This window comes from Gordonia sp. BP-119 (genome assembly GCF_016924115.1).
GTDB lineage: Bacteria > Actinomycetota > Actinomycetes > Mycobacteriales > Mycobacteriaceae > Gordonia > Gordonia hongkongensis.
Map to the genome: position 1 here is coordinate 1 of NZ_JAFFZF010000027.1, position 22957 is coordinate 22957.

The 22957-nt window shown below is 67.7% G+C and carries 24 protein-coding genes; 10 read left to right on the forward strand and 14 right to left on the reverse strand.

Annotated features, from left to right (window positions below; translation table 11 throughout):
* Positions 1 to 567: 567 nt before the first annotated feature.
* Positions 568 to 1320, forward strand: a complete 753-nt coding sequence (locus JW364_RS15605; protein WP_137810441.1) for a DUF1275 family protein — start codon at positions 568 to 570, stop codon at positions 1318 to 1320.
* A 50-nt stretch (positions 1321 to 1370) separates the two neighbouring features.
* On the opposite strand, the gene JW364_RS15610 is transcribed toward JW364_RS15605, so the two are convergent.
* Both JW364_RS15610 and JW364_RS15615 read right to left on the reverse strand, forming a co-directional pair.
* The gene (locus JW364_RS15610; protein ID WP_058253558.1) at positions 1371 to 2510 is read right to left on the reverse strand and encodes a nitronate monooxygenase family protein; all 1140 of its coding nucleotides are present in this window, start codon (positions 2508 to 2510) and stop codon (positions 1371 to 1373) included.
* Between the two features lie 22 nt (positions 2511 to 2532).
* A complete protein-coding gene (locus JW364_RS15615; RefSeq protein WP_205333801.1) occupies positions 2533 to 4158 on the reverse strand; it encodes an acyl-CoA synthetase in 1626 nt (541 codons plus the stop codon).
* Positions 4159 to 4259: 101 nt separating this feature from the next.
* Between JW364_RS15615 and JW364_RS15620 the strand changes: the two genes are divergently transcribed.
* Positions 4260 to 5081: a crotonase/enoyl-CoA hydratase family protein gene (locus tag JW364_RS15620; protein ID WP_058253560.1), complete on the forward strand. Its 822-nt coding sequence runs from the start codon at positions 4260 to 4262 to the stop codon at positions 5079 to 5081.
* Between the two features lie 47 nt (positions 5082 to 5128).
* Here the strand turns inward: JW364_RS15620 and JW364_RS24205 are convergent, their stop codons facing one another.
* The 3 genes from JW364_RS24205 to JW364_RS15630 form a co-directional block, all read right to left on the reverse strand.
* Positions 5129 to 5368, reverse strand: a complete 240-nt coding sequence (locus tag JW364_RS24205) for an ANTAR domain-containing protein (RefSeq protein ID WP_231742642.1) — start codon at positions 5366 to 5368, stop codon at positions 5129 to 5131.
* Complete coding sequence (locus JW364_RS24210) at positions 5365 to 5757, reverse strand: PAS domain-containing protein (RefSeq protein WP_240199161.1); 393 nt, start codon at positions 5755 to 5757, stop codon at positions 5365 to 5367. The genes JW364_RS24205 and JW364_RS24210 overlap by 4 nt, the downstream gene beginning before the upstream one ends.
* 235 nt (positions 5758 to 5992) lie before the next feature.
* Positions 5993 to 7030 (reverse strand): LLM class F420-dependent oxidoreductase, encoded by a 1038-nt coding sequence (locus tag JW364_RS15630; protein WP_058253561.1) that lies wholly within the window; start codon positions 7028 to 7030, stop codon positions 5993 to 5995.
* A 91-nt stretch (positions 7031 to 7121) separates the two neighbouring features.
* On the opposite strand from JW364_RS15630, the gene JW364_RS15635 reads away from it, so the two are divergent.
* The 3 genes from JW364_RS15635 to JW364_RS15645 are packed head-to-tail and all read left to right on the forward strand — an operon-like array spanning position 7122 to position 10381.
* Positions 7122 to 8153 carry an OB-fold nucleic acid binding domain-containing protein gene (locus JW364_RS15635; protein WP_058253577.1) on the forward strand — a complete coding sequence of 344 codons (1032 nt, stop codon included), beginning with the start codon at positions 7122 to 7124 and terminating at the stop codon, positions 8151 to 8153.
* Complete coding sequence (locus tag JW364_RS15640; protein WP_205333802.1) at positions 8153 to 9196, forward strand: thiolase domain-containing protein; 1044 nt, start codon at positions 8153 to 8155, stop codon at positions 9194 to 9196. Before JW364_RS15635 ends, JW364_RS15640 begins: the two co-directional genes overlap by 1 nt.
* Positions 9197 to 9202: 6 nt before the next feature.
* Complete coding sequence (locus JW364_RS15645; RefSeq protein ID WP_058253563.1) at positions 9203 to 10381, forward strand: thiolase domain-containing protein; 1179 nt, start codon at positions 9203 to 9205, stop codon at positions 10379 to 10381.
* Positions 10382 to 10424: 43 nt separating this feature from the next.
* On the opposite strand, the gene JW364_RS15650 is transcribed toward JW364_RS15645, so the two are convergent.
* From JW364_RS15650 to JW364_RS15670, 5 genes are all read right to left on the reverse strand, one after another.
* Positions 10425 to 10973 (reverse strand): carboxymuconolactone decarboxylase family protein, encoded by a 549-nt coding sequence (locus JW364_RS15650; protein WP_137810446.1) that lies wholly within the window; start codon positions 10971 to 10973, stop codon positions 10425 to 10427.
* Positions 10970 to 11584, reverse strand: coding sequence for a hypothetical protein (locus JW364_RS15655; RefSeq protein ID WP_137810447.1), 615 nt, complete (start codon positions 11582 to 11584; stop codon positions 10970 to 10972). Before JW364_RS15655 ends, JW364_RS15650 begins: the two co-directional genes overlap by 4 nt.
* On the reverse strand, positions 11581 to 12060 hold the full coding sequence (locus JW364_RS15660; RefSeq protein ID WP_058253566.1) for an RNA polymerase sigma factor: 480 nt from the start codon (positions 12058 to 12060) through the stop codon (positions 11581 to 11583). The genes JW364_RS15655 and JW364_RS15660 overlap by 4 nt, the downstream gene beginning before the upstream one ends.
* 201 nt (positions 12061 to 12261) lie before the next feature.
* Positions 12262 to 12714, reverse strand: a complete 453-nt coding sequence (locus JW364_RS15665) for a nuclear transport factor 2 family protein (RefSeq protein ID WP_065629762.1) — start codon at positions 12712 to 12714, stop codon at positions 12262 to 12264.
* Positions 12711 to 14030, reverse strand: coding sequence for a cytochrome P450 (locus tag JW364_RS15670; protein ID WP_058253568.1), 1320 nt, complete (start codon positions 14028 to 14030; stop codon positions 12711 to 12713). Before JW364_RS15670 ends, JW364_RS15665 begins: the two co-directional genes overlap by 4 nt.
* A 337-nt stretch (positions 14031 to 14367) precedes the next feature.
* On the opposite strand from JW364_RS15670, the gene JW364_RS15675 reads away from it, so the two are divergent.
* Together JW364_RS15675 and JW364_RS15680 are read left to right on the forward strand one after the other, a co-directional pair.
* Positions 14368 to 15531 carry a steroid 3-ketoacyl-CoA thiolase gene (locus JW364_RS15675; RefSeq protein WP_068970424.1) on the forward strand — a complete coding sequence of 388 codons (1164 nt, stop codon included), beginning with the start codon at positions 14368 to 14370 and terminating at the stop codon, positions 15529 to 15531.
* Positions 15531 to 16022, forward strand: coding sequence for a nitroreductase family deazaflavin-dependent oxidoreductase (locus tag JW364_RS15680; RefSeq protein WP_058253570.1), 492 nt, complete (start codon positions 15531 to 15533; stop codon positions 16020 to 16022). Before JW364_RS15675 ends, JW364_RS15680 begins: the two co-directional genes overlap by 1 nt.
* Before the next feature lie 50 nt (positions 16023 to 16072).
* Here JW364_RS15680 and JW364_RS15685 read toward each other — a convergent pair whose 3' ends face one another.
* Positions 16073 to 16738, reverse strand: coding sequence for a TIGR03086 family metal-binding protein (locus JW364_RS15685; RefSeq protein ID WP_068970422.1), 666 nt, complete (start codon positions 16736 to 16738; stop codon positions 16073 to 16075).
* A 94-nt stretch (positions 16739 to 16832) separates the two neighbouring features.
* Here JW364_RS15685 and JW364_RS15690 point away from each other — a divergent pair, with 94 nt between their 5' ends.
* Positions 16833 to 17789, forward strand: coding sequence for a YafY family protein (locus tag JW364_RS15690; protein WP_065629764.1), 957 nt, complete (start codon positions 16833 to 16835; stop codon positions 17787 to 17789).
* Positions 17790 to 17866: 77 nt separating this feature from the next.
* Positions 17867 to 18985, forward strand: coding sequence for a DUF5685 family protein (locus JW364_RS15695; protein WP_137810454.1), 1119 nt, complete (start codon positions 17867 to 17869; stop codon positions 18983 to 18985).
* A 143-nt stretch (positions 18986 to 19128) separates the two neighbouring features.
* Here the strand turns inward: JW364_RS15695 and fadD8 are convergent, their stop codons facing one another.
* On the reverse strand, positions 19129 to 20775 hold the full coding sequence (gene fadD8 / locus JW364_RS15700) for a fatty-acid--CoA ligase FadD8 (protein ID WP_065629766.1): 1647 nt from the start codon (positions 20773 to 20775) through the stop codon (positions 19129 to 19131).
* Positions 20776 to 20944: 169 nt separating this feature from the next.
* Here fadD8 and JW364_RS15705 point away from each other — a divergent pair, with 169 nt between their 5' ends.
* Positions 20945 to 21601: a GNAT family N-acetyltransferase gene (locus JW364_RS15705; RefSeq protein ID WP_058253927.1), complete on the forward strand. Its 657-nt coding sequence runs from the start codon at positions 20945 to 20947 to the stop codon at positions 21599 to 21601.
* Positions 21602 to 21675: 74 nt separating this feature from the next.
* Here JW364_RS15705 and JW364_RS15710 read toward each other — a convergent pair whose 3' ends face one another.
* Together JW364_RS15710 and JW364_RS15715 are read right to left on the reverse strand one after the other, a co-directional pair.
* Complete coding sequence (locus tag JW364_RS15710; RefSeq protein WP_065629768.1) at positions 21676 to 22056, reverse strand: hypothetical protein; 381 nt, start codon at positions 22054 to 22056, stop codon at positions 21676 to 21678.
* Positions 22053 to 22949: an SDR family oxidoreductase gene (locus tag JW364_RS15715; RefSeq protein ID WP_065629769.1), complete on the reverse strand. Its 897-nt coding sequence runs from the start codon at positions 22947 to 22949 to the stop codon at positions 22053 to 22055. The genes JW364_RS15710 and JW364_RS15715 overlap by 4 nt, the downstream gene beginning before the upstream one ends.
* Positions 22950 to 22957: the final 8 nt, after the last annotated feature.

The following is a 22957-nucleotide window of genomic DNA, read 5'->3' on the forward strand; positions in this document are numbered from 1 at the left end:
GACCGAGTTCACATCCAGAAACTCACCCTGACGATCCGGCTCACCCTGCATACCCACCAGGATCCCAGCCCACCAGGCAAACCCGCTCACCCCACACCGAAACGACACCGACTATTTCAGCAGTCTCCTAGCCTGAGCGAAGCGGCGAGGCCGTTGCCGTCGGGGACACTCGCCCGGTCACCCAGTGGCTTCGACTCGGCTCCTCGCTCCGCTCGGTGCCGGCTCAACCAGCGGGGGGGTGGCCGACCGCGCGGGCACCAGCCAGCCGGCTCAACCAGCGCGGGGTGGCCGCTGCCGCGGGATCAAGACGACTGGCGGCCTCGACGCAACGGTCGTGCCGACGCGTTGGTTCCGAAGACAGGTCGATTGGTGACCGATTGCCCGGCTGGTCCCGCATGTGGTCGGACTCACGTGGCGCCGACGGCCGACTTCCGGTGCCCTGGGAGATAGGGAACCGCTCAATTCGGGCTTCCCCGACGGGACAGACCGCCGATGCCGCCGGGACGCACTCCCCCGTTCGAAAGCCGATCACGACCACAGCCCTATCGACAGGACTGGAGCCGACCGATGACCGTAGCCGAACGCACCGCACCCGAATCCGACTCCCGCAGACAGTCAACCCGAACGGAGCTGCTGGGCCCCTTCCACGACGGGCGAGAAATGATTCTCGCCGCCGTCCTCGCCGCGTTGGCCGGGGCCACCGGCGCGGCGGCGTGGCTGTACTCCTCCGGGTGGTACGTGACCTTCATGACGGGCAACAGCGAGCGACTGGTGCTCGAACACGTCAAGGGGGCCCACCAGCTCGGCTTCACCGCTCTGCTGACCGTGGTGGTGTTCGTTCTCGGCGTGTTCGTGGCCACCCTGGCCAGGATGTACGTTTGGCGCAAAGCCCGGCACGGGGCGACGATGCTGACCGCGGGCTCGACGATCGCCGCGTGGCTCATCGACATCAACCTCGACAACGGCAACCGAGAATTCGGCGCCGGCCCGGTGCTCTGCCTGGCCTTCGGTCTCGGCGCACTCAACACCTCGATCAGCCGCAAGGGCGAGGTCGTCATGCCTCTGTCCTACGTGACCGGCACCCTGGTGAAAATTGGCCAGGGCGCCGGGTTGCACGTGTCCGGCGCCAAGCGATGGGGATGGGTCGCTCACCTGAGCACCTACGCGGGATTCCTCGCCGGTGCAGGATTCGGCGGCCTGCTGTTCAACGCCTTCGACGAACGGAACTCGCTACTGACCCTGGCCGTGGTCGCGGTGGTCGCCGCGGCGATCACCTGGCGTCTGGATCATCCCAAGTTCTTGCGTGCCGACGTCCGCTGACATGAGTGGCCGCGTCGTCGGCCGGTCGCGTCGACTGCTGGGCAGGCCGGTCAGCCGCCCAGCGTCTTGTTCATCCGGCCGACGGCCTCCTCGTACTCGCTGACGAGGTCGGCGATGAGGTCGGCGACGGGCGTGATCGCGTTGCAGCGTCCGACGATCTGACCGGCCGGCATCGCGACGACATCGGGATTGTCGGCCTGTGAGATCCGTGCGTGCGCCTCGGCGACGAGCAGGTTCTGCAGCGGCATCGGCAACGGTTCGGGCGCGGACTCGGCGTCCCAGGCATCGGTCCAGGCCGTCTTCAGCAGTCGCGCAGGCTTTCCCGAGTAGATGCGGCGGCGCACGGTGTCCCGCGACGTCGCCTTCAGCAGTGCCTGCTGGACAGTCGACGGCTTGTCGGAACCCTCCGGCACGCCGAGCTTGTACTCCGCCGCCGTCAGCCAGTACGTGCCCATCCACACGCCCTGCGCACCGAGCGCGATCGCCGCGGCGATCTGGCGGCCACTGCCCACGCCACCGGCCGCGAGGACCGGCGCGGTGTCACCGACCGCGTCGACGAGATCCGGCCACAGGATCATCGAGGTGACCTCACCGGTGTGCCCGCCGCCCTCGTAGCCCTGGGCGATGACGATGTCGACGCCCGCCTCGACGTGATGCAGCGCATGCTCTTTCGCGCCCGCGAGCGCGGCGACCAGGACGCCGTTGTCGTGCGCGGTCTGGATGACGTCGGCCGGCGGCGAGCCGAGTGCGTTGGCGATCAGCTTGATCTGTCCGTACTTACGACGATGCTCCATCGCGACGTCGACATGCGAGCGCGCGACCGAGTGCAACCAGCCGAGCACCCCGGCGTCGACCCGGTCTCCACCCGGGAGCGGGGGCACACCCAGATCGTCGAGCGTGCGTTCGACGAACGCGCGGTGCTCCGGCGGGATCATCGAGTCGAGGTCCATCTTCGAGCCCTCGGTCGGGATCTTGGCGGGCATCACCACATCGACGCCGAACGGTTTGCCGTCGGTGTTCTCGTGCATCCACTCCAGGACTTCGTCGAGCTCCTCGGCCTCGTTGAAGCGGACACAACCCAGGACACCGAGGCCACCGGCCCGACTGATCGCCGCCGCCACGTCCTGGCTGGGGGTGAATCCGAAGATCGGATACTCGATGCCGAACTTCTCGACCAGTTCAGTACGCATGTTTCAGCTCCCTTTCGGCGCTCTACTGCGCCTCGTCGGCGGGACGTTCGGTGGTGACCGACGCTCCCCATCGATAGTCGGGTTTGCCTGCGGGAGAACGCTTGATCTCGTCCACGAACCACACGCTGCGCGGACACTTGTAGCCCGCCAACTCTTTTCGGACAACGTCGTTGAGACTCGTGAGCGACGGGTTCGCACCGTCCCGAGTCGCGATGACTGCCGCGACGCGCTGACCCCACCGGTCATCGGCCACACCCACCACGACGGTGTCGAACACGTCCGGGTGGGCCTTGAGCGCCCCCTCCACCTCCTCGGGGAAGACCTTCTCGCCGCCGGTGTTGATCGACACCGACCCACGGCCGAGCATGGTGATCGTGCCATCGGCCTCGAGGACGGCGTTGTCGCCGGGCAGCGAGTAGCGCACGCCGTCGAAGACCTTGAACGTCTTCGCGGACTTCTCCGGGTCGTTGTGGTAGCGCAGCGGTACGTGGCCGGATCGCGCCAGCACACCGACCTCGCCGCTGCCCGGCTCGACCGGCGTACCGTCCTCCCGCAAGACGTGGGTCTCCTTGTCCGCCTTCACCCGCGGACCGCCGGTGTGCGGCGTGTCCTTCGCGACGACGCCCATCCCGCCGAAGCCGGTCTCCGACGATCCGATCGCGTCGATGATGACCGAATTCGGGAACCGGTCGAGGAACTGTTCCTTGACGCTCGGTGAGAACAGGCAGGCCGACGACGCGATCGACAGCACGCTCGACAGGTCACGGTCCCCACCGCTCTCCAGCGCCTCGATCATGGGGCGCCCCATCGCATCTCCGGTGATGAACACGACGTTGACCTTGTGTCGTTCGACGATGTCCCACGCCGACGATCCGCTGAACTCGGGGTACACCACCGCTTTTCCGCCGGCGAAGAGGGACTGGAAGATCGCCCACTGCGAGCCGCCGTGAATGAACGGCGGAATCGGGTACCGGACGAGCTGTCCGCCCTCGGCACCGGTCTTGGCAAGATGCCACTCGTCGGGTACGGGTTCGCTGGTGTACCAGTCGATTCCACCACCGAGGACGCGCCACACGTCTTCCTGCCGCCACACCACGCCCTTCGGCTTCCCGGTGGTGCCGCCGGTGTAGAGCATGTACAGGTCGTCGTCGCTGCGTTCCTCGAAGTCGCGTTCGGTCGACGACACCGCGATCGCCTCCTCGAAACAGATCGCATCGCTGTGGCCCGCGCAGCACAGGTCCTCGTCCGACCCGTCCTCGATGACGACGCGGTACTCGAGATCGGGCGCTTTCGGCAACGTGTTGCACACGCGACCGGCGAAGCTCCGCTCGTGGATCAGCACCTTCATCCCGGAGTCGGTGAAGATGTGTTCCAACTCGGCTTCGACGTAGCGGTAGTTGACGTTGACCATCACCGCGCGAGCCTTGAAGATGGCGACCATCGCCTCGACCGACTCGATGGTGTTCCTGCTGTACAGACCCACTCGGTCGCCCGGTTGTACGCCCAGTTCCCGGAGTTTGTGGGCGAGGGCGTTGGCACGCGCCTCCAGGTCGGCGTAGGAGCGCAAGCGGTCGCCCGACTCGAGCGCGACGCGCTCGGGAACAAGGTCGACGGCATGCTCGATGAGGTCGGCGATTGTGTAGGCCATGGTTCAAAATTAGAACGTGTTATCGTTCTGGGCAAGCGGCAATACGCGCCCGCCGCCATCACCTGATCACCACCCGAGCACAGCGACACCGGAGTGCAGCGATGACCACAGCAACCCCCGCCGAGTCCGTCACCGAAAAGGCACCCGAGTGCCTCGTCGAGAAGCGCGGGCACATCCTGATCGTGACGATGAACCGACCGGAGGCGCGCAATGCGCTGTCGACGGAGATGATGCGGATCATGACCGAGGCGTGGGACCAGGTCGATGCCGATCCCGACATCCGGGTGGCCATCCTCACCGGCGCCGGCGGGTACTTCTGCGCGGGCGCCGACCTGAAGAGCATGAACAAGAACGCTCCCGGCGACACCGTCGACTCCGGTGCGTGGAATCCGGCCTCGTTGCCGGCCCTGCTGAAGGGACGCCGTCTCACCAAGCCGCTCATCGCCGCAGTGGAGGGACCCGCCATCGCCGGCGGTACCGAGATCCTGCAGGGCACCGACATCCGGGTCGCCGGCGAGAGCGCGAAGTTCGGTGTCTCCGAGGCCCGTTGGGGCCTGTACCCGATGGGTGGCAGCGCGGTTCGCCTCGTCCGGCAGATCCCGTACACCGTGGCGTGCGACATCCTGCTGACCGGCCGCCACATCACCGCGCGCGAGGCGCTCGAATACGGACTGATCGGCCATGTCGTCGACGACGGGACCGCTCTCGACAAGGCACTCGAACTCGCCGGGAAAATCGCGGCCAACGGTCCGCTCGCGGTGCAGGGCATCCTCAAGACCATCCGCGACACCGAGGGCCTACACGAACTCGACGCCTTCGAGATCGATGCGAAGATCGGCATCTCGGTCTTCAAGTCGAAGGATGCGAAGGTCGGACCCCGCGCGTTCGCGGAGAAGCGCACGCCGGAGTTCACCGGGGAGTAGCGGCACCGGGCGGTCGCGCCGCGCAGCGACTTCCGCGACGCCCCCGGTCAGCAGACGGCGTCCGACGTATCCTCCGACGACCTACGTGGGCGCAGCACGATCTCGTCGAGACGCCGACGATGATGCTCTTCGATGGTCATGCCCGCCTGGATCTCGTCGACGAGGGCTGCGGCGACGTCGCGGATCTTCACGTTCTCCTGCTGTGAGCGCCACCTGAGCATGTCGAACGCCCGGTCGGCGTTGACTCCGTAGACCAGCATGAGCATGCCCTTGGCCTGCTCGATCACGCCGCTGCTGTCGCGGAAGGCTCGTACCTGGTCGTCGCCCGCCGTTGCACCACGGCCATCTCGGCGTCGGTCAGGTCGAGGTAGAAGCCCTCGGTGCCGATGGCCCGCCCCGTGGCGTCGGTGATGGAATGCGCGATGACCGCGACCGGTCGGACCCGCCCGGACGTGTCGACGATGCGGTGCCGACTCGAGAACGGCGTGTGATTGGTGAGCATCTCGGCCAGCACGGCGTCGAAGTGGGCTCGATCGTCGGGGTGCTTGTGGCGGCGCATGAGTTCGGTGGTCGGTTCGACCTCCCCCGGCGCATAACCGTGCAGGGCGGCGACCTCATCGGACCATTCCCACTTCTCGCCCTCGTAGAAGAAGCGGAAGCCGCCGATACGTTGCATGCCCGACGGCATCCGGCCGGACCGGCCGGTCTGCCGACCCGCCGGGAGGCCATCCCGTCCGTGGTCGGCGTCTCCGCAACGGGGCCGTGATCACTTGGCTGCACGCGAGAAATTCTATGTTCGATCGGCATGCACGGCCGCAGGTTCTGCAGTTGGGAAGTCGTCGACGACGGTCGCACGCGGCGGATCACCGATACCGTGTCCCGTCGGGCACACGCCGACACCGGGTGCGTCGTCACACCAACGTCGCGAGTTCCCGGATCGTCTCGGTGTCGCGGGCGGTGACCATGAGCATGGTGACGCCGGCCGCCTCCCACTCCTTGATCTGAGAGCGCACCTCGTCGGCCGTGCCGACGAGCATCGTCTCGCGGACCATCTCGTCGGGCACTGCGGCGATCGCCTCGGCCTTCTTGCCGCTGAGGAACAGGCTCACGATCTCGTCGACGGCGTCGGCGTAACCCATCCGCTTGTACAGCTCGGCATGGAAGTTCTTCTCCTTGGCGCCCATTCCGCCGACGTAGAGCGCCGTCGACGGCCGGTAGCGATCGATGGCCGCGGACACATCGTCGGTGATGACGACCTGAACCGTCGCGGCCACCTCGAAGTCGTCCCGGGAACGCCGTGCCCCCGGCCGGGCGAACCCCTCGTCGAGCCACGAGTTGTACTGGTCGGCGAGGCCCAGGCTGAAGAAGATGGCGAGCCAGCCGTCGGCGATCTCTGCGGTCTGCGCGACGTTCTTCGGGCCCTCGGCACCCAGCCAGATCGGGACGTCGGCGCGAAGCGGATGAGTGATCGGCTTGAGTGGTTTTCCGAGTCCGGTCGCCCCGGGTGCGTCGCCCGGGTACGGCAGCGGATAGTGCGGACCCGCGCTGGTCACCTTGTCCTCTCGGGCCAGCACGTCCCGCACGACGCGCACGTATTCGCGGGTGCGTGCCAACGGTTTTGCGAACGGTTCGCCGTACCAGCCCTCCACCACCTGCGGACCCGACACCCCGAGTCCGACGATGTGCCGGCCGCCGGAGAGATGGTCGAGGGTCAGCGCGTGCATGGCGAGGGAGGTCGGCGGCCGCGCCGACAGCTGGGCCACCGCCGTGCCCAGACGGATGCGCGAGGTCGCCGCGCCCCACCAGGCGAGCGGCGTGTACGCGTCGGAGCCCCACGACTCGGCGGTGAAGACCGCGTCGAACCCGCATTCCTCCGCGGTGGCGATCAACTCCGGCGCTTCGCGAATCGGATCGGCACCCCAGTACCCCAGTTGCAGACCGAGCTTCACAACCACTCCCCTTCTCGCCGGGCCGCGCTTCCCACGGCCTGACATGCATCTTGTGCCCAATACTAGAACGTGTTCTACTCGAGATGTGAGCATGAGCGTAACGTCTCCGGCCGCCCCGAATCCCGTCGCCGAGGTGCCCGAGCCGAAGTCCCCCATCCTGACCGCTCCCCTGACCAACTCCTTCGACTACACACGGTCGCTGGGCCCGGTCCTGAGCCAGTTCGCGCTCGCGTTGCGCGATGGCCGGATCATCGGGTCCAAGGGCAGCGACGGCAAGGTGTCGGTTCCCCCGGTCGAGTTCGACCCCGTCACCGGCACCCAGTCCGCCGAGTTCGTCGAGGTGTCGACCGTCGGCACGGTGACCACGTGGACGTGGAACCCCGAGCCAGTGCCGGGCCAACCGTTGGACACGCCGTTCGCGTGGGCGCTGATCCGTCTCGACGGCGCGGACACCACACTGCTGCACGCGGTTTCGACCGACTCGCCCGACGACCTGTCGACCGGCCTGCGGGTCCACGCCGTCTTCGGCGCCGCGCGCATCGGCCGGATCGACGACATCGCGTACTTCGCCCCCGGCGAGAAACCCGCCACCGCTCCGGCCAACACCGCCGACGCCCCCCAGGGCGCGGAGGCGGGGCTGCTCGTCATCCCCACCCCGGTCAGCACCGCGATCACGCACTCGGCCAACGAGGAAGAGTCCGTGTACCTCGAAGGACTGAAGGCGGGCAAGCTGATCGGCACCCGCATCGGTTCGGGAGTCGATGCCGGGCGCGTGTACTTCCCGCCCCGCGGCGTCAGCCCCGCCGACGGTTCACCCGCATCCGAGCGCGTCGAGTTGGCCCACACCGGCATCGTCACCACGTTCTGCATCGTCAACGTGCCCTTCCAGGGACAGCGGATCAAGCCGCCCTACGTGGCGGCCTACGTGCTCCTCGACGGGGCGAACATCCCGTTCCTGCACCTGATCCTGGACTGCGAGGCCTCTGAGGTCCGGATGGGCATGCGCGTCAAGGCCGTCTGGCTCCCCGAGGACGAATGGGAGTACTCGATCGGCAACATCAGCCACTTCGCGCCCACCGGAGAGCCCGACGCCGAGTACGAGACCTATAAGGACCACCTCTGATGACACTGCCACCGATCGCGATCATCGGCTTCGCGCACAGCCCGAACATCGCCGGCTCCCACGGCACCACCAACGGCGTCGAGATGCTGATCCCCTGCTTCGACAAGCTCTATGCCGAACTCGGCATCGCCCGCACCGACATCGAGTTCTGGTGCAGCGGTTCCTCCGATTACCTTGCCGGACGGGCATTCTCGTTCATCTCCGCAATCGACTCGATCGGTGCGATGCCGCCGATCAACGAGTCCCACGTCGAGATGGACGGCGCCTGGGCGCTGTACGAGGCGTGGGTGAAGATCGCGACGGGCGAGGTCGATCTCGCCCTCGCCTACGGATTCGGCAAGGCCACCGCGGGCAACGCCGACCAGACGCTCACCCTGCAGACCGATCCGTACACCGTCGCCCCGCTGCATCCGGATGCCCGGTCGCTCGGCGCCCTGCAGGCTCGCGCCGGCCTCGACGCGGGCGTGTGGACCGAGGCCGACATGGCCGCGGTCGGTGCGCGGACCTTCGGCGGTTCCGCCGACGAGCTGCTCGGTCGTGAGTACGTCGCGAACCCGCTGCGACAGCACGACATCGCGCCGTACACCGATGCCGCCGCAGCGGTCGTCATCGCCAGCGAGCGCAAGGCCCGCGAGCTGGTGGCCAACCCTGCCTTCGTCACCGGGTGGGATCACCGCATCGACACACCCAACTTCGGGGCACGCGATCTCACCGTCTCACCGTCGACGAAGCTGGCCGGCGACACCGCCTTCGGCGACCGCAGCCGCGCGGTCGACGTCGCCGAGATCAACGCGTCGTACACGCACCAGGAGATCATCGTCCGCAACGCGCTCGGACTCCCCGACTCGGTGCGCATCAATCCGTCCGGCGGTTCGCTGGCCGGCAACTCGCTGTTCTCCGCAGGTCTCCAGCGGATCGGGTACGCGGCCAACGAGATCCTCGGCGGCAACGCCGGCACCGCGGTCGCCCACGCCTCGAGCGGCCCGCTGCTGCAACAGAACATGGTGGTCACCCTGAGTGCCCAGAACAACGAGGGGGCCTGAGAACTGATGGGACACAACAATCGTGCCGCGGTGCTGGGCACCGGGCAGACACGGTACGTCGCGAAGCGGTCCGACGTCACGATGGCGGGCATGGTCCGCGAGGCCATCGACGCCGCGCTGATCGACTCCAAGGTCTCGCTCGACGACATCGACGCGATCGTCATCGGCAAGGCCCCGGACCTCTTCGAGGGGTCGATGATGCCGGAGCTCGCGATGGCCGAGGCCATCGGCGCTGTCGGCAAACGCCTCATCCGCGTACACACCGCGGGTTCGGTCGGCGGTTCGACGGCCAATGTGGCCGCGTCGCTGGTCTTCGCGGGCGTGCACAAGCGGGTCCTGGCCGTCGCCTGGGAGAAGCAGTCCGAGTCCAACGCGATGTGGGCGCTGTCGATCCCGGTGCCGTTCACCAAGCCGGTGGGCGCCGGCGCGGGTGGCTTCTTCGCCCCGCACGTGCGCGCCTACATCCGGCAGTCCGGCGCGCCCGAGCACATCGGGGCGATGGTCGCCGCCAAGGATCGCCGTAACGGCGCGCTGAATCCGCTTGCGCACCTGCACCAACCGGATCAGACGGTCGAGAAGGTCATGAGCTCGCAGATGCTCTGGGACCCGATCCGTTACGACGAGACCTGCCCGTCGTCGGACGGGGCCTGCGCGGTCGTCATCGGCAGCGAGGATGTCGCCGATGCCGCGATCGCCGCAGGCGATCCGGTGGCGTGGATCCATGCCACCGCGATGCGCACCGAGCCGCTGTCCTACGCGCACCGCAACGTCGTCAGCCCGCAGGCCGGTCGCGATGCCGCGGCCGCGTTGTGGAAGGCCGGCGGCATCAGCAACCCGCTGGAGGAGATCGACGCCGCCGAGATCTACGTGCCCTTCTCCTGGTTCGAGCCGATGTGGCTGGAGAACCTGGGATTCGTGGCCGAGGGCGAGGGGTGGAAGCTCACCGAATCCGGCGACACCGAGATCGGCGGGCGCATCCCGCTCAACGCGTCCGGCGGTGTGTTGTCGTCGAACCCGATCGGGGCGTCGGGCATGATCCGGTTCGCCGAGGCCGCCATCCAGGTCATGGGCAAAGCCGGAGACCACCAGGTCCCGGACGCCCGGAAGGCACTGGGCCACGCCTATGGCGGTGGCTCGCAGTACTTCTCGATGTGGCTCGTCGGCGCCGACAAGCCCCTGCACTGAGCGGAACCTCGTGGCATTCATGCGCCATATGTGCGCATGAATGCTACGAAGTGCGTTCGGGGACAGCGCAGGCGAGGCCGTCGGCCATTCCCGTGGGTCGCACACCCAGCGACTGGTTGAGACGCGCGCGCTGATTCTCCCAGGCCACGGTCATCGCGAGTTCGACGATCTGGGTCTCCGACAGGTGTTCGGCCAACCGGCGGCGCAGGTCCGCGAGATCGTCGCCGACAGCCGGCGTACGGGTCATCGCCTCGGCGTAGCCGATGACGAGTTTCTCCAGATCGGTGTAGGCCGTCGACTCCTCATAGCGCGGCAGATCGCGGAGTTGCTGCTCGGTGATTCCGGCGCCCGACGCCAGCGCGGAGCCGATGTCGAGGCAGAACTCGCAACTGACCATGCCGGCGGCCTTGAGTTCGGCCAGTTCTTTGAGTTTCGGGTCCATCCGGTTGGACAGCAGCATCGCGCTCTCCATCCCGGCGATCCCGCCCGCCACCAGCGGCCGACGAGCGAGGTGGCCGACGAGTTCGGTGCGATGACGCCGGGCCCGCCGCATCGCGCGTACATAATTCCGGATTCGATGCAGTGCTCTCATACCCGTCCTTCCCGATCCGGCCGAAAACTGTAACGCCGCCCCAGCGCATATGTGACCAGCAGCACCAGGGCAGCCACACCGACCGCACCGTGGGCGACCGCACCCCAGGCGAAGACGCCGATCTCGTGGAGACCGCGTCCGCCCATCACCAGTCCGAGCGGCACGCCCGCGATGACGGCGACGGGTAGCCACCGGCGACGCGTCGAGGCGACCGCGATCGCCGCGCCGACGGCGATGAACGCCAATCCGCCGTCGACCATCGCGTGCTGGTTGAACGGCTCGCCGAGCGACGCCGAGATCCACTCGCCGGCAATCATGTTCCCGACGCCATGGATGATCAGGATCGCGCCGAGCGCGGCCGCGGCCACCTGCGCCGCCGACCACCGTCTTCTCCGACGACCGGCAGGCGCAGGATGCAGTATCCGGTCGACCGAAACGTAGGTCGACGCGGGCGGGTCGGGCCGCAAGCCACCGGCGAGCAACTCGAGTTCCGGGTCCGGAGCATTCGGGACGTCGCGCCCGTCGAGAACTGCCGATATCGCGTCATCGAGTCGTTCGGCCGCAGCGATGTCCACGGGGTCGAACTGTTCACTCGGATCGTGAGGCGTCACCTCGGCATCACCTCCCTCAACTTCGCCACCCCGCGATAGACGAGCATCCGCGCGGCCGTCGCCGAGATCCCCATCGCCGCGCCGATCTCGTCGGAGGTGAGTTCGGTGGCGAATCGCAGGGTCACGGCTTCCCGCTCGCGCGCCGTCAGAACCCACAACCGGCTGCGCACGTCGTCGGCCGCGGCGGCCCGCAGCATCGCGGTCTCGGGATCGCCGTCGTAAACGGACACCCCGGCGTCGCCGAGGTCGACCTCGGCGACCGGCACCTCGCGGGATCGCCGGGCCCACCAGTCCGCGACGACATGCCGCGCGATCCCGATCAGCCAGGCGCCGACGCTGTCGCGCCGGTCGTCGAACCGGTCCCACGAGCGCATCGCCTTCACGAAGACCTCCGCGGTCACGTCGTCGGCGTCGGCGGCCCCGGGCACACGGGTCCGCACGTAGCGCCAGACCCCCGCAACGTGTTCGCGGTACACCGCGTCGAACTGATCGACCGCGCCGGACTCCGAGTCGCTCCCCCTCCGTCGACGACGCCGTGGGGGCGTCGGTGAACCTGTCACCCCATCTTCGGGCCCGGCCGACGCGCTGTAACGACGGATGGGAGAACCCGGCCCACAAACGACCGCGGGCGGGACAGGGTGAGCACCCTGTCCCGCCCGTGGCGGCTCGTGTTGCGACTATCCGGCCTTGCGCACCGAGTTGATCGTCTTCTCGACTTCCCAGAAGGCGCGCAGTGCCGACAGCTTGCCGTCGGCGTCGGCGCGATAGGTGAACACCCCGCGCGCCTCGGAGACATGGCCGGCGATGTGGGTGACGATGCTGCCGATGTAGGCTACCTCGTTCCCGCAGATGATCTCCTCGTCGAAGCGGAACTCGATGCTCTCGGTCGTCCCGATCGATTTGTCCCAGAACTCCGAGATCTGCTCGTGCCCGCGGAATCCGACGCCGTCCGGGTCGAACATCGACGGGCCGACCGGGTCCTCGACCGTGGCGTCTGCCGCGAAGTTGTCGATCCAGGCCTGTTTGTCCCTGGATTCCACGAACTCACGCGAACGACGCCCCGCCACGACTGCGGGATGGTTCTCCCGGTCGATGCCGAGGTAGGCCGGTGTCTGCTCTGCTGCGGTCACTTGGTGCCGTAGTCGACGCGGAGTTCCTTGACGCCGTTGATCCAGCCGTGGCGCAGACGGCGCGGTGCGTCGAGTTTGGTGATGTCGGGCACCATGTCGGCGAGCGCGTTGAACATCAGGTTGATCTCCATCCGCGCGAGGTTCGCACCGACGCAGAAGTGCGCACCGTTGCCGCCGAACCCGACGTGCGGGTTGGGATCGCGCATGATGTTGAACGAGAACGGATCGTCGAAAACGTCCTCGTCGTAGTTCGCCGAACCGTAGAACATGCCGACGCGCTCACCCTTGGCGATGTCGACGCCGCCGATCTGCGTGTCGCGCTTGGCCGTCCGCTGGAAGCAGTTGACCGGGGTCGCCCACCGCACGATCTCGTCGACCGCGGTCGCCGGGCGCTCCTTCTTGAACAGTTCCCACTGATCGGGGTTGTCCAGGAAGGCATTCATCCCGTGGCTGATGGCGTTGCGGGTGGTCTCGTTGCCGGCGACGGTCAGCAGGATGAAGAAGAACCCGAACTCGGTCTCGTCGAGCGACTGCCCGTCGATGTCGGCGTTCACCAGCGTGGTGACGATGTCCTCGCCGGGATTCTTACGCTTCTCCTCGGCCATCGTGTAGCCGTAGCCGAGGATCTCGGCGTTGGCCTGCTGCGGATCCGTCGTGTAATCCGGGTCGTCGGCGTTCATCATCGAGTTCGACCAGTCGAACAGCTTCTCCCGATCCACCTCCGGCACGCCGAGGAGGTCGGCGATGGCCAGCAGCGGCAGGTCGACGGCCACGTCTTTGACGAAGTCACCGCTGCCCTTCTCCGCGGCCTTGGCGACGATGTCGCGGGCGGCGTCGTCGAGCTTCTCCTCGAGTGAATGCACGGCGCGCGGCGTGAACAACTTGGAGACCAGCTTGCGCAGGCGGGTGTGCTCCGGCGGATCGTGGTTGATCAGCAACGCCTTGGTGATCTCGATCTGATCGGCGGTCATGTCGTCTTCGAAACGCATGATGACGCCGTTGGCGTTGGTTTCCCAGTCCTCGTTGTTCTTGGAGATCTCGCGGACATGGGCGTGCTTGGAGATCACCCAGTACCCGCCGTCGTGGAAACCACCGCCCTTGCCGGGCGCCTGGGCATTCCACCATACCGGCGCGGTCTTGCGCAGTTGCGCGAACTCCTTCACGGGGATTCCCTGCTCGAGCAGATCGGGGTTGGTGAAGTCCCACCCCTCCTGCTCCATGAACGGGCACTTCGCGACTACGTCGGAAGGGCTCGTGCGCGCAGAATCCGCCGGGGTCGGCTCGCTGCCGATCGGGGCGCTCTGGGCCTGGGTCACGTCACACCACCTCGCTGTGAGATTTAGAACCTGTTTCAATCACATTGAAGCACACTGTGACGCATACGACACTCTCAGACGAGAACTTGTTCTAGTTTTGTTCCCGACCCGGTATCTTGACCTGCGACCTTCCCTCACAGATTCATTCGCGTTCGTCGCCGTGCAGCGTCGACGCATGGCGTCGAACACCCGTCGAGTGGGCCGCCCTGCCCGCATCATCCACCCCAGCGTAGACGCAAACATAGAACGTGTTCTAGCGTGATCACAGCGGCCTCGACGGACCGTCGGGCCTCATCCGTGGACATCCGGGTTCACCGGTACGAACGAAGGAGTGGCGATGGGCGTTCCCGTCATCGTAGAAGCGGCGCGCACGCCGATCGGCAAGCGCAACGGTTGGCTCTCGGGCCTGCACGCCGAGGAGTTGCTCGGCATCACCCAACGCGGCCTCCTCGAGAAAGCGGGCCTCGACCCCGCCCTCGTCGAGCAGGCGATCGGCGGCTGCGTGACCCAGGCAGGCGCCCAGGCCGGCAACATCACGCGCAAGGCCTGGCTGTCCGCGGGTCTGCCGGAGGCGACCGGAGCCACCACCATCGACGCGCAGTGCGGTTCGGCGCAGCAGGCCAACCATCTGATCGCCGGGCTCATCGCCTCCGACGCGATCGACATCGGCGTCGCCTGCGGAGTGGAGACGATGTCGGTCGTTCCGCTCGGCGCGAACGTCGGCACCAATGCCGGTCCGTATCACGCGGATTCGTGGGACGTCGACATGCCGAACCAGTTCGAGGCCGCCGAACGGATCGCCAAACGCCGCGGTATCACGCGCGCCGACGTCGACGCGCTCGGCGAGCGCAGTCAACGCAACGCCCGTAAGGCATGGGACGAGGGTCGATTCGACCGCGAGGTCCTGAGCCTCAAGGCGCCCGAGCGCACCAAAGAAGGCGAACTGACCGGGAACATCCTCGACGTCAGCCGTGACCAGGGTCTGCGCGACACCACGCTCGAATCCCTGTCCGCGCTCAAACCCGTTCTCGAGGGCGGTATCCACACCGCTGGAACGTCGTCACAGATCTCCGACGGCGCGGCCGCCGTGCTCATCATGGACGAGTCCCGGGCACGCGAGCTGGGCCTGACACCGCGCGCACGCATCAAGGCGCAGGCGCTCGTCGGCGCGGAGCCGTCCTTCCACCTCGACGGTCCGGTCCAGGCGACCGAGCGCGTCCTGGCCAAGTCGGGAATGTCGTTGTCCGACATCGACATCGTCGAGATCAACGAGGCGTTCGCGTCCGTGGTACTCAGCTGGGCCCAGGTCCACGGCGCCGACCTGGACAAGGTCAACGTGAACGGCGGTGCCATCGCCCTGGGACACCCCGTGGGCAGCACCGGCTCTCGCCTGATCACCACCGCGCTGCACGAACTGGAGCGTCGGGACGGTCAGACCGCGCTGGTCACGATGTGCGCCGGCGGCGCCATGGCCACCGGCACCATCATCGAGCGCATCTGATGCCCGCACTCGACCCGAACAACAAGCCCGCGCAACTGGATTCGCCGATCGTCAGCAAGATCATCAAACTGGGGTCGAAGGCGAACACCGCGCTGTACAAGGCCACCGGTGGTCGCGTCGGGGGCACTTGGCGGGTCGGCGCGGGTCTACGCAAGCCCGCGCCGGTGTGCTTGCTGACCACCATCGGCCGCAAGTCGGGACAGCCGCGCACCGCGCCGCTGATCTACCTGCGGCGCGGGGACTCCTTCGTCGTGGTCGCCTCCCAGGGCGGCTCGGCGAAGAACCCCGCCTGGTACCTCAATCTCCGGGACAACCCGCAGGTCACCATCCAGATCGGCAAGGAGAAGCACGACCTCGTGGCGCGCACCGCCACCGATGCCGAGCGTGCCGAGCTCTGGCCTGATCTCGTCGACACCTACGCGGACTACGACACCTACGCCGCCTGGACGGAACGAACGATCCCGGTGGTCATCTGCGAGCCGGCCCGGTAGCGCCGATCGCGTTGCCGCGGTGCCGTTTCCGTCCCGCTTATCGGATCTGATCAGCGGGACGTAAACGGGCTCGCGGGAGTGCCGACCGGCCGGCCGGCTAGACCACCCAGTCGTGCGGAGTCCCGGCCGGTCCAGTTGGCCAGTCGCTCAGTGGGTCCGGCGCCGGGGCGGGGTTCGACGACGACGCCGAACGGCACGTTCGGGTCGGTGCGGATCTCGGCCGGGATGAACTGCTGCGCGACCGCGAGCGTCGCCTCGGCCGTCGCGGGATCTGCTTCCGCGGGTTGCCCGGTGGCAACGGCGAGGTCCCAGCCGTGCACGAGGGTCTCGCTGACATAGCCCCAGAGCGCTCCCGCGCCGGGTACCTCACCCCACGGCACCTGGACCATGCGGGTCAGCGACGCATCATCGGCCCATCCCTCCAGGGCGGCCTCGACCAGCGCGGAGTAGGTGGCAGCGTCGTGCTGCTCGGCGATCGTCCGCATCGTTCGGACGTCGAGTCCGTCGGCGAGTGCCCGGGCACGCTCGGCGGTCGCCACGACGTGCGCCGAGAGTGTCCGGACGTCTAAGTCCTCGCAGGGAGTGGGCGCTTCCAGTTGATCGTCGGTGATCCCGGTCAGCAGTGCCGTCATCCAAGCAGTTGCCACTCGGAATGCGGGACGGGGGTCGGCGGGTGCGGCCGGGGCGGGCACGGCCTCTGGTGTGGTTGCGGTCATGATGACGTCCTCTCCTTGTCGTTGGTCGGTCTGCCACCAGTGAATCCGCAATACACGACATCTCCTGTCATGTATTCGGGAGAGAATCGCATTCGTGCGCGCCGAACGTCTCATCGCCCTGCTGATGGTGCTGAAGAGGCACGAGCGGGTGACCGCCGCCGAGTTGGCCGCCGAGCTCGGGGTCTCCGAACGAACCGTGCTCCGCGACATCGACGCGCTGTCGCTGTCCGGCGTGCCGGTCTACGCCGAGCGCGGCCGGCACGGCGGCTTCGCGTTGTTACCGGGGTATCGCACCGATCTCACCGGACTGACCGTCGACGAGGCCACGTCGTTGCTCGCCGGTACCGGACGGGTCGACTCCCCCGCGTTCACCAGCGCCATGCGCAAGGTGACCGCCGCCCTGCCCGAGGCGCACCGGAGTCATGCCGTGCGCGCCGCGCAGCGGATCCTGGTCCGTCCGGAGGGTTTCGTCAGAACCCCGGAGATCCTCGACGGCCTCCAGGCCGTACAACTCGCCGTGTTCGAGGGCCGACGGATCCGTGTGAGCTACCGGAGCCGGGGTGCGCCCACCCCGCGCGAGCACGTCCTCGACCCGATCGGACTCATCGTGGCGGGCGAGACCTGGTACCTCGTCGCCACCTCACCGCGCAGCACGTCGCACGACGGCGCCGGCTCGGCGGAACGCATGTACCGCGTCTCCCGGATGAGCGACGTGGACGTCCTCGACGAACCCGCGCGCCGGTCCGATGACGTCGACCTCGGCGAGATCTGGGAGCGGCATCGTGACGCGTTCCGACGCTCCTTCGAACCCGTCGACGTGGTGATCGACTGCTCGGCCGACGATGCCGAGCAGATCGAGTCAATCGCCGCCGCAACATATCTCGACCGCTCACCAGAAGGACGATGTCGGCTCGGACTCCGGTTCGCCGACCGTCGCCACGCCACGCGCGCGTTGTGGGCGTCGATGTTCGACCACGACTTCGTGGTCTGCGAGCCGGAATGGCTCCGAACCACGCTCACGGCCCGCGCCCGCGTTGTCGGCGGCGACTGAGGCGAGCACATCGGGCCGCCTGCACCGAACGAATGAATCCTCTGGCGAGGCCCCCCTGCCTGTGGTCTGATTCTCGAATGTTCGGGGTTCTCACTCCATGTCGGCACGCACTCGACGACGACCTGATGGACCAGTGGCGCTCCCACCTGTGCGGGGTCTGTCTGTCGCTGCGCGACAACCACGGCCAGTCGAGCAGGTTGACGGTCAACACCGATGCGGTGATGGTGTCGATCCTCACCGCAGCCCAGTCGACGTCGGAGTGCGCCTCCACCGAGGCCGGTCGGTGTCCCCTACGCGGAATGCGCACGGCGACAGTCGTGTCCGCCGACGAACCGGGTGTCCGCCTCGCCGCGACCGCCTCCCTCACCCTCGCCGCCGCGAAGGCGGCCGACGTCGGCAACGAGCAGCGACACGCGCTGGCGCCCCGTCGGCCGGTACGCGCGAAGCTCGCCGACTATGCCGGGAGCCACCTGCGCCGGAATGCCGCGGCCGACACCGAGGTCGCCCGACGTCTCGATGTCGACGGGATGATGACGACGCTCTCTCGTCAAGCCGAGATCGAGTCGACGAGCGTCGTCCTCGACGACCTCACCCGGGCGTCGGCAGTGGCTGCGGCACAGGTCTTCTCCGCGTCGGCGATACTCGCCGACGCACCCCGCAACGAGGCAGCGCTCTCCGACATCGGTGCCGATTTCGGCCGGATAGCGCACCTCTTGGACGCGGTCGACGACTATGACTCCGACGCCGAGCAGGGACGGTACAACCCACTCCGGTCCACCGGAACGTCGCCGGAGACCGCGCTCGAGCAGTGCCGGCGACTCGCCTCCGCGATCCGGACCCGCTACGCCGACCTCGAACTCGTCGACGACCGACTCCTACGAGTGGTGTTGCTCGACGGACTGCGCCACGCGATCCACAAGCGCATGCACCCGCACGCGGAGGCCCCTTCGGTGGTCGCCGACTCGCGCACCCAGTGGCCGCCGCACCGGCCGTTCGGCTATCCGACCGAGTGGCCGTACCCGCCACCCTTCAAACCGAATCGATCGTTCCACGAACGGATTCTGCCGTTCATCGGCGTCTCGTGCTTCGGCAAGGCCTGCTGCGTCGACCACTGGAATCACTTCACCGACAAGTACAAGGACGCGGTCTGCGACGACTGCGACTGCTGCGATTGTTGCGACTGCTGCGACCTGTGACCCGCCCGGGCGGGTCAATTGAGGAGCGAGCAATGCGCTCCCCCTGTGCTCCCTGAGCTGAGGTGCGGGCGAAGCGCCAACGCTCCTCGCACCTCAGGGGGCAATGGTTATGTCGTTCTTTCGGATCAGGGAGCAGAGGGGATCTAGCCGACCCCGCGGTCGGAGTCGGCCCAGTACTGGGACCGCAGCGCCTTCTTGTCCGGCTTGCCGAGCGCGGTCAGTGGCAGGGCATCGGCGAAGATCACCCGCTTGGGTGACTGCACCGCACCCTTGCGGTCTTTCACGGACTGCTGGATCTCGGCGGTGATCCGGTCCTTCGCCGCGTCGTCGGCGTCGGCATCGTTGCGCAGCACCACGATCGCGGTGACCGCCTCGCCCCACTTGTCGTCCGGGACACCGATCACGCCGACCTGACCCACTGCCGGGTGTTCGGCGACGACGTCCTCGACCTCGCGCGGGAACACATTGAAGCCACCGGTGACGATCATGTCCTTGGTGCGGTCGACGATGAACCAGAATCCGTCCTCGTCCTCGCGGGCCACGTCGCCGGTGCGCAGCCAGCCGTCGCGGAAGGTGTCCGCGGTCTGTTCGGGGAGGCCCAGGTACCCGCCGGCGAGAAGTGGTCCCGCGACGCAGATCTCGCCGGGTTCGCCCTGCGGGACGGGCTTGTCGTCGGGCCCGAGCAGGGCGGTACGCAGGAAGGCCGACGGCCGTCCGCAGCTGCTCAGCCGACGCTGGTCCTCACCGGGACCCGGATGGTCACCCTTCGCCAGGTAACTGATGACCATCGGCGCCTCGGACTGGCCGTAGTACTGCGCGAAGATCGGCCCGAAGCGCTCGATCGCCTCGGCGAGCCGGACCGGATTGATCGGCGACGCACCGTAGTACACAGTCTCCAGCGAGGACAGGTCGCGCGTCTTCGAGTCCGGGTGGTCCATCAGTGCGTACAGCATCGACGGCACCAGCATCGTCGCGGTGATCTTCTGCTCCTCGATCGTGCGCAGCACCTCGGCCGGGTCGAACTTGGACAGCACCACCATCGATCCGCCCTTCATGAGGGTCGGGACGAAGAAAGCGGCACCCGCGTGCGAGAGGGGCGTGCAGAGCAGGAACCGCGGGTGTTCGGGCCATTCCCATTCCGCGAGCTGGATCTGCGTCATCGTCGACATCGCGCGGGCTGTCCCGATGACGCCCTTCGGCTTGCCGGTGGTGCCGCCGGTGTAGGTGATGGAGACGACGTGGTCGGGTGAGAGATGCGCGGCGACAAGGGGCTTCGGCTCGAAGCCGTCGGCTTCGGCGATCACGTCCCGCGCGTGGGCGGCGAGTTGCTCCGGCACCGGCCCGAGGGTCAGCACCTGCTTGAGACCGGGAACCCGTTCGAGCAGTGCCGCGGCCCGCTCGACGAACATGGGCACCGGGTCGATGATGAGAGTCGACACGCCGGCGTCCGAGAGCACGTACGCGTGGTCGTCGAGTGAGCCCAGGGGATGCAGAGCGGTGCGGCGCCATCCCTGCGTCTGGCCGGCGCCGATCACGAACAGCACCTCGGGCCGATTCAGCGCAAGTAGGCCGACCGCGGTTCCCGTACCAGCACCCAACCCCTCGAACGCCTGGATGTAGCGGCTGATCGACGCCGCCATCTCACCGCCGGTCATCTCGGTGTCGCCGAGAGACAGCACGGTGCGGTCGGCGTGCCGCCGCAGCGCCGCGACCATCAGGTCGCCCATGTGCGTGCCCCCGCGCAGGTGATCGAAGTCGGCCGGTGCTGTCGTCGTACCCTCGTTCGTCATGACCACCAGACTAGGACGTGTTACAGCTCTAGGGAAGAATCTCCACCAAAACAGGCAGACCCAACGGTAGAACTTGTTCTAGATTCGCATTTCCGAGACGTCGTCCGACCCCCTGCGCACGCGCCGGATGTCCCCCACATGGGAACCACCGGTGACCTAGGATCGAGTCATGACTGATCTCGACCTCGCCACCACCCGGCGTGACATCGCCGACGCCCTGCTGACCGCCCTCGAGCGCCGCCACGAGGTCCTCGATGCCATCGTCGACGCCGAGAATCACGACGAGGCCGTCACCGCGATCGTCGACCTGCTCGGCAAATCCAAGCTCGGCGCCGAGGCCATCCTCGACATGAAGCTCGACCAGCTCACCAAGGACGACCGCCGCAAGAACCAGGCCGAACTCGACGACCTCAACAGCGCCCTCACCTTCACGCTCGCCGAACGTCCGGCCAGCAGTGGGGACACCCTTGATCTCCGTCCGTTCGACCCGTCCGCCGACGCCGAACTGTTCTCGGCGCGCACCAACGAGATCGGCACCGCCGGCGACGGTTCGGGCGCTCCCGCCGGCGATGTCGCGGCCGAGATCGATGCCGCCACCGCCCGGGTCGACGCCGAGGAAGCCGTCTGGCTGGTCGCCGTCGAAGGCGAGTCGAAGGTCGGCTTCGTGTTCGGCGAACTGAAGGACGGCGAGATCGACCTGCGCATCTGGATCCACCCGCAGTTCCGCAAGTCGGGGTACGGCACCGCAGCGCTACGCAAGTCCCGTTCGGAGATGGCGGCGTACTTCCCCGGCGTGCCGATGGTCGTCCGCGCGCCCAGCGCCTGACGGTCCACCTACAGTCGACGAACCCACCAGCCGTTCGGGGTGGTGGGTTCGTCTGTTGGTGGCGTGCCGGACGGTCAGGTCCGTTGGGGCCGCGGGAGGCCGAAGTGGGCGACGATCGCGCGGATCCGGTTGTCCTCGTCGACCACGAAGGTCTCGGACACGGTGGCACCCAGCCGAAGGGTCTTGGGTCGGACGTGGACGATGTAGCGCGTGGTGACGCTGTGCCCGTCCACCGTGGCGGTGAAGTCCGAGATCCGGTGGATGAGGCGGAATTGCGGGCCACGCGCGAGGCTGCGGGCGATGTGGTCGCCGTCGCGCCCGGTCCGCACACCGAACTCCACGCGGGTGCAGTCCGGGTGCAGGACGACCGACGACGGATCGTGACTCACCAAGGCGTCCACATAAGCGCGCGCCGCGGCGATCCGCTCGGCCGAGGGATCTCGGGGCGAGGTCATCGCGCGCCGTACACGGGCATCGGCACCGGCGCCTTGGCCAGGATCTCCTCGATCACCGGGCCGAGCTCGCCGGCCTCCCACCGAGAGCCCTTGTCCCGCTCGATGCTTCGCTGCCATCCATCGGTGATCGAGATCTTGCCGCCCTCGACTTCGAACACCCGGCCGGTCACCGAGCCCGCCGCGGGCGAACCCAGCCAGACCACGAGGGGCGAGACGTTCGCCGGATCCATCGTGTCGAAGGAACCGTCGGCGGGCGCCGCCATCTGAGCGGCCATCGCCTCACCGGCACCCATGGTCATCTGGGTACGGGCGGCCGGAGCGATCGCGTTCACGGTCACACCATACGACCCCAGTTCCGCGGCCGCCTGGATCGTCAGAGCCGCGATGCCGGCCTTCGCCGCGACGTAGTTGCCCTGCCCCACCGAACCGTACAGTCCCGCACCGGAACTCGTGTTGATGATGCGCGCCTGCGGAACGTCGCCGGCCTTCGCCTGGGCACGCCAGTGCGCGGCTGCGTGCCGCAGACCGACGAAGTGCCCTTTGAGATGTACGCGGACGACCGCATCCCACTCGTCCTCCGACAGCGAGACCAGCATACGGTCGCGCACGAAACCCGCGTTGTTGACCAGTACGTCGAGGCGTCCGAACGCGGAGAGTGCGGTCTCGACCATGGCCGCACCCGAATCCCAGTCCGCGACGTCGCCCACCGACGCGACTGCCTGCCCGCCGGCGGCGACGATTTCGTCGACGACCTCACTCGCGGGGTCCTCGGCGTAGTCGTTGACGACGACCTTCGCGCCGTCGGCGGCGAACGCGAGGGCGTGGGCGCGTCCGATGCCCTGGCCGGCACCGGTCACGATGACGACACGACCCTCATTCAACTTGCTGGTCACTGATGTTC

Coding starts and splice junctions, on each gene's coding strand:
- JW364_RS15685 (WP_068970422.1), bottom strand. CDS start 16,738: ATGACCGCAACCACACCAGAGGCCGTGCCCGCCCCGGCCGCACCCGCC.
- JW364_RS15695 (WP_137810454.1), top strand. CDS start 17,867: ATGTTCGGGGTTCTCACTCCATGTCGGCACGCACTCGACGACGACCTG.
- JW364_RS15605 (WP_137810441.1), top strand. CDS start 568: ATGACCGTAGCCGAACGCACCGCACCCGAATCCGACTCCCGCAGACAG.
- JW364_RS15610 (WP_058253558.1), bottom strand. CDS start 2,510: ATGCGTACTGAACTGGTCGAGAAGTTCGGCATCGAGTATCCGATCTTC.
- JW364_RS15650 (WP_137810446.1), bottom strand. CDS start 10,973: ATGAGAGCACTGCATCGAATCCGGAATTATGTACGCGCGATGCGGCGG.
- JW364_RS15645 (WP_058253563.1), top strand. CDS start 9,203: ATGGGACACAACAATCGTGCCGCGGTGCTGGGCACCGGGCAGACACGG.
- JW364_RS15615 (WP_205333801.1), bottom strand. CDS start 4,158: ATGGCCTACACAATCGCCGACCTCATCGAGCATGCCGTCGACCTTGTT.
- fadD8 (WP_065629766.1), bottom strand. CDS start 20,775: ATGACGAACGAGGGTACGACGACAGCACCGGCCGACTTCGATCACCTG.
- JW364_RS15680 (WP_058253570.1), top strand. CDS start 15,531: ATGCCCGCACTCGACCCGAACAACAAGCCCGCGCAACTGGATTCGCCG.
- JW364_RS24210 (WP_240199161.1), bottom strand. CDS start 5,757: ATGCAACGTATCGGCGGCTTCCGCTTCTTCTACGAGGGCGAGAAGTGG.
- JW364_RS15705 (WP_058253927.1), top strand. CDS start 20,945: ATGACTGATCTCGACCTCGCCACCACCCGGCGTGACATCGCCGACGCC.
- JW364_RS15620 (WP_058253560.1), top strand. CDS start 4,260: ATGACCACAGCAACCCCCGCCGAGTCCGTCACCGAAAAGGCACCCGAG.
- JW364_RS15710 (WP_065629768.1), bottom strand. CDS start 22,056: ATGACCTCGCCCCGAGATCCCTCGGCCGAGCGGATCGCCGCGGCGCGC.
- JW364_RS15675 (WP_068970424.1), top strand. CDS start 14,368: ATGGGCGTTCCCGTCATCGTAGAAGCGGCGCGCACGCCGATCGGCAAG.
- JW364_RS15635 (WP_058253577.1), top strand. CDS start 7,122: ATGAGCGTAACGTCTCCGGCCGCCCCGAATCCCGTCGCCGAGGTGCCC.
- JW364_RS15640 (WP_205333802.1), top strand. CDS start 8,153: ATGACACTGCCACCGATCGCGATCATCGGCTTCGCGCACAGCCCGAAC.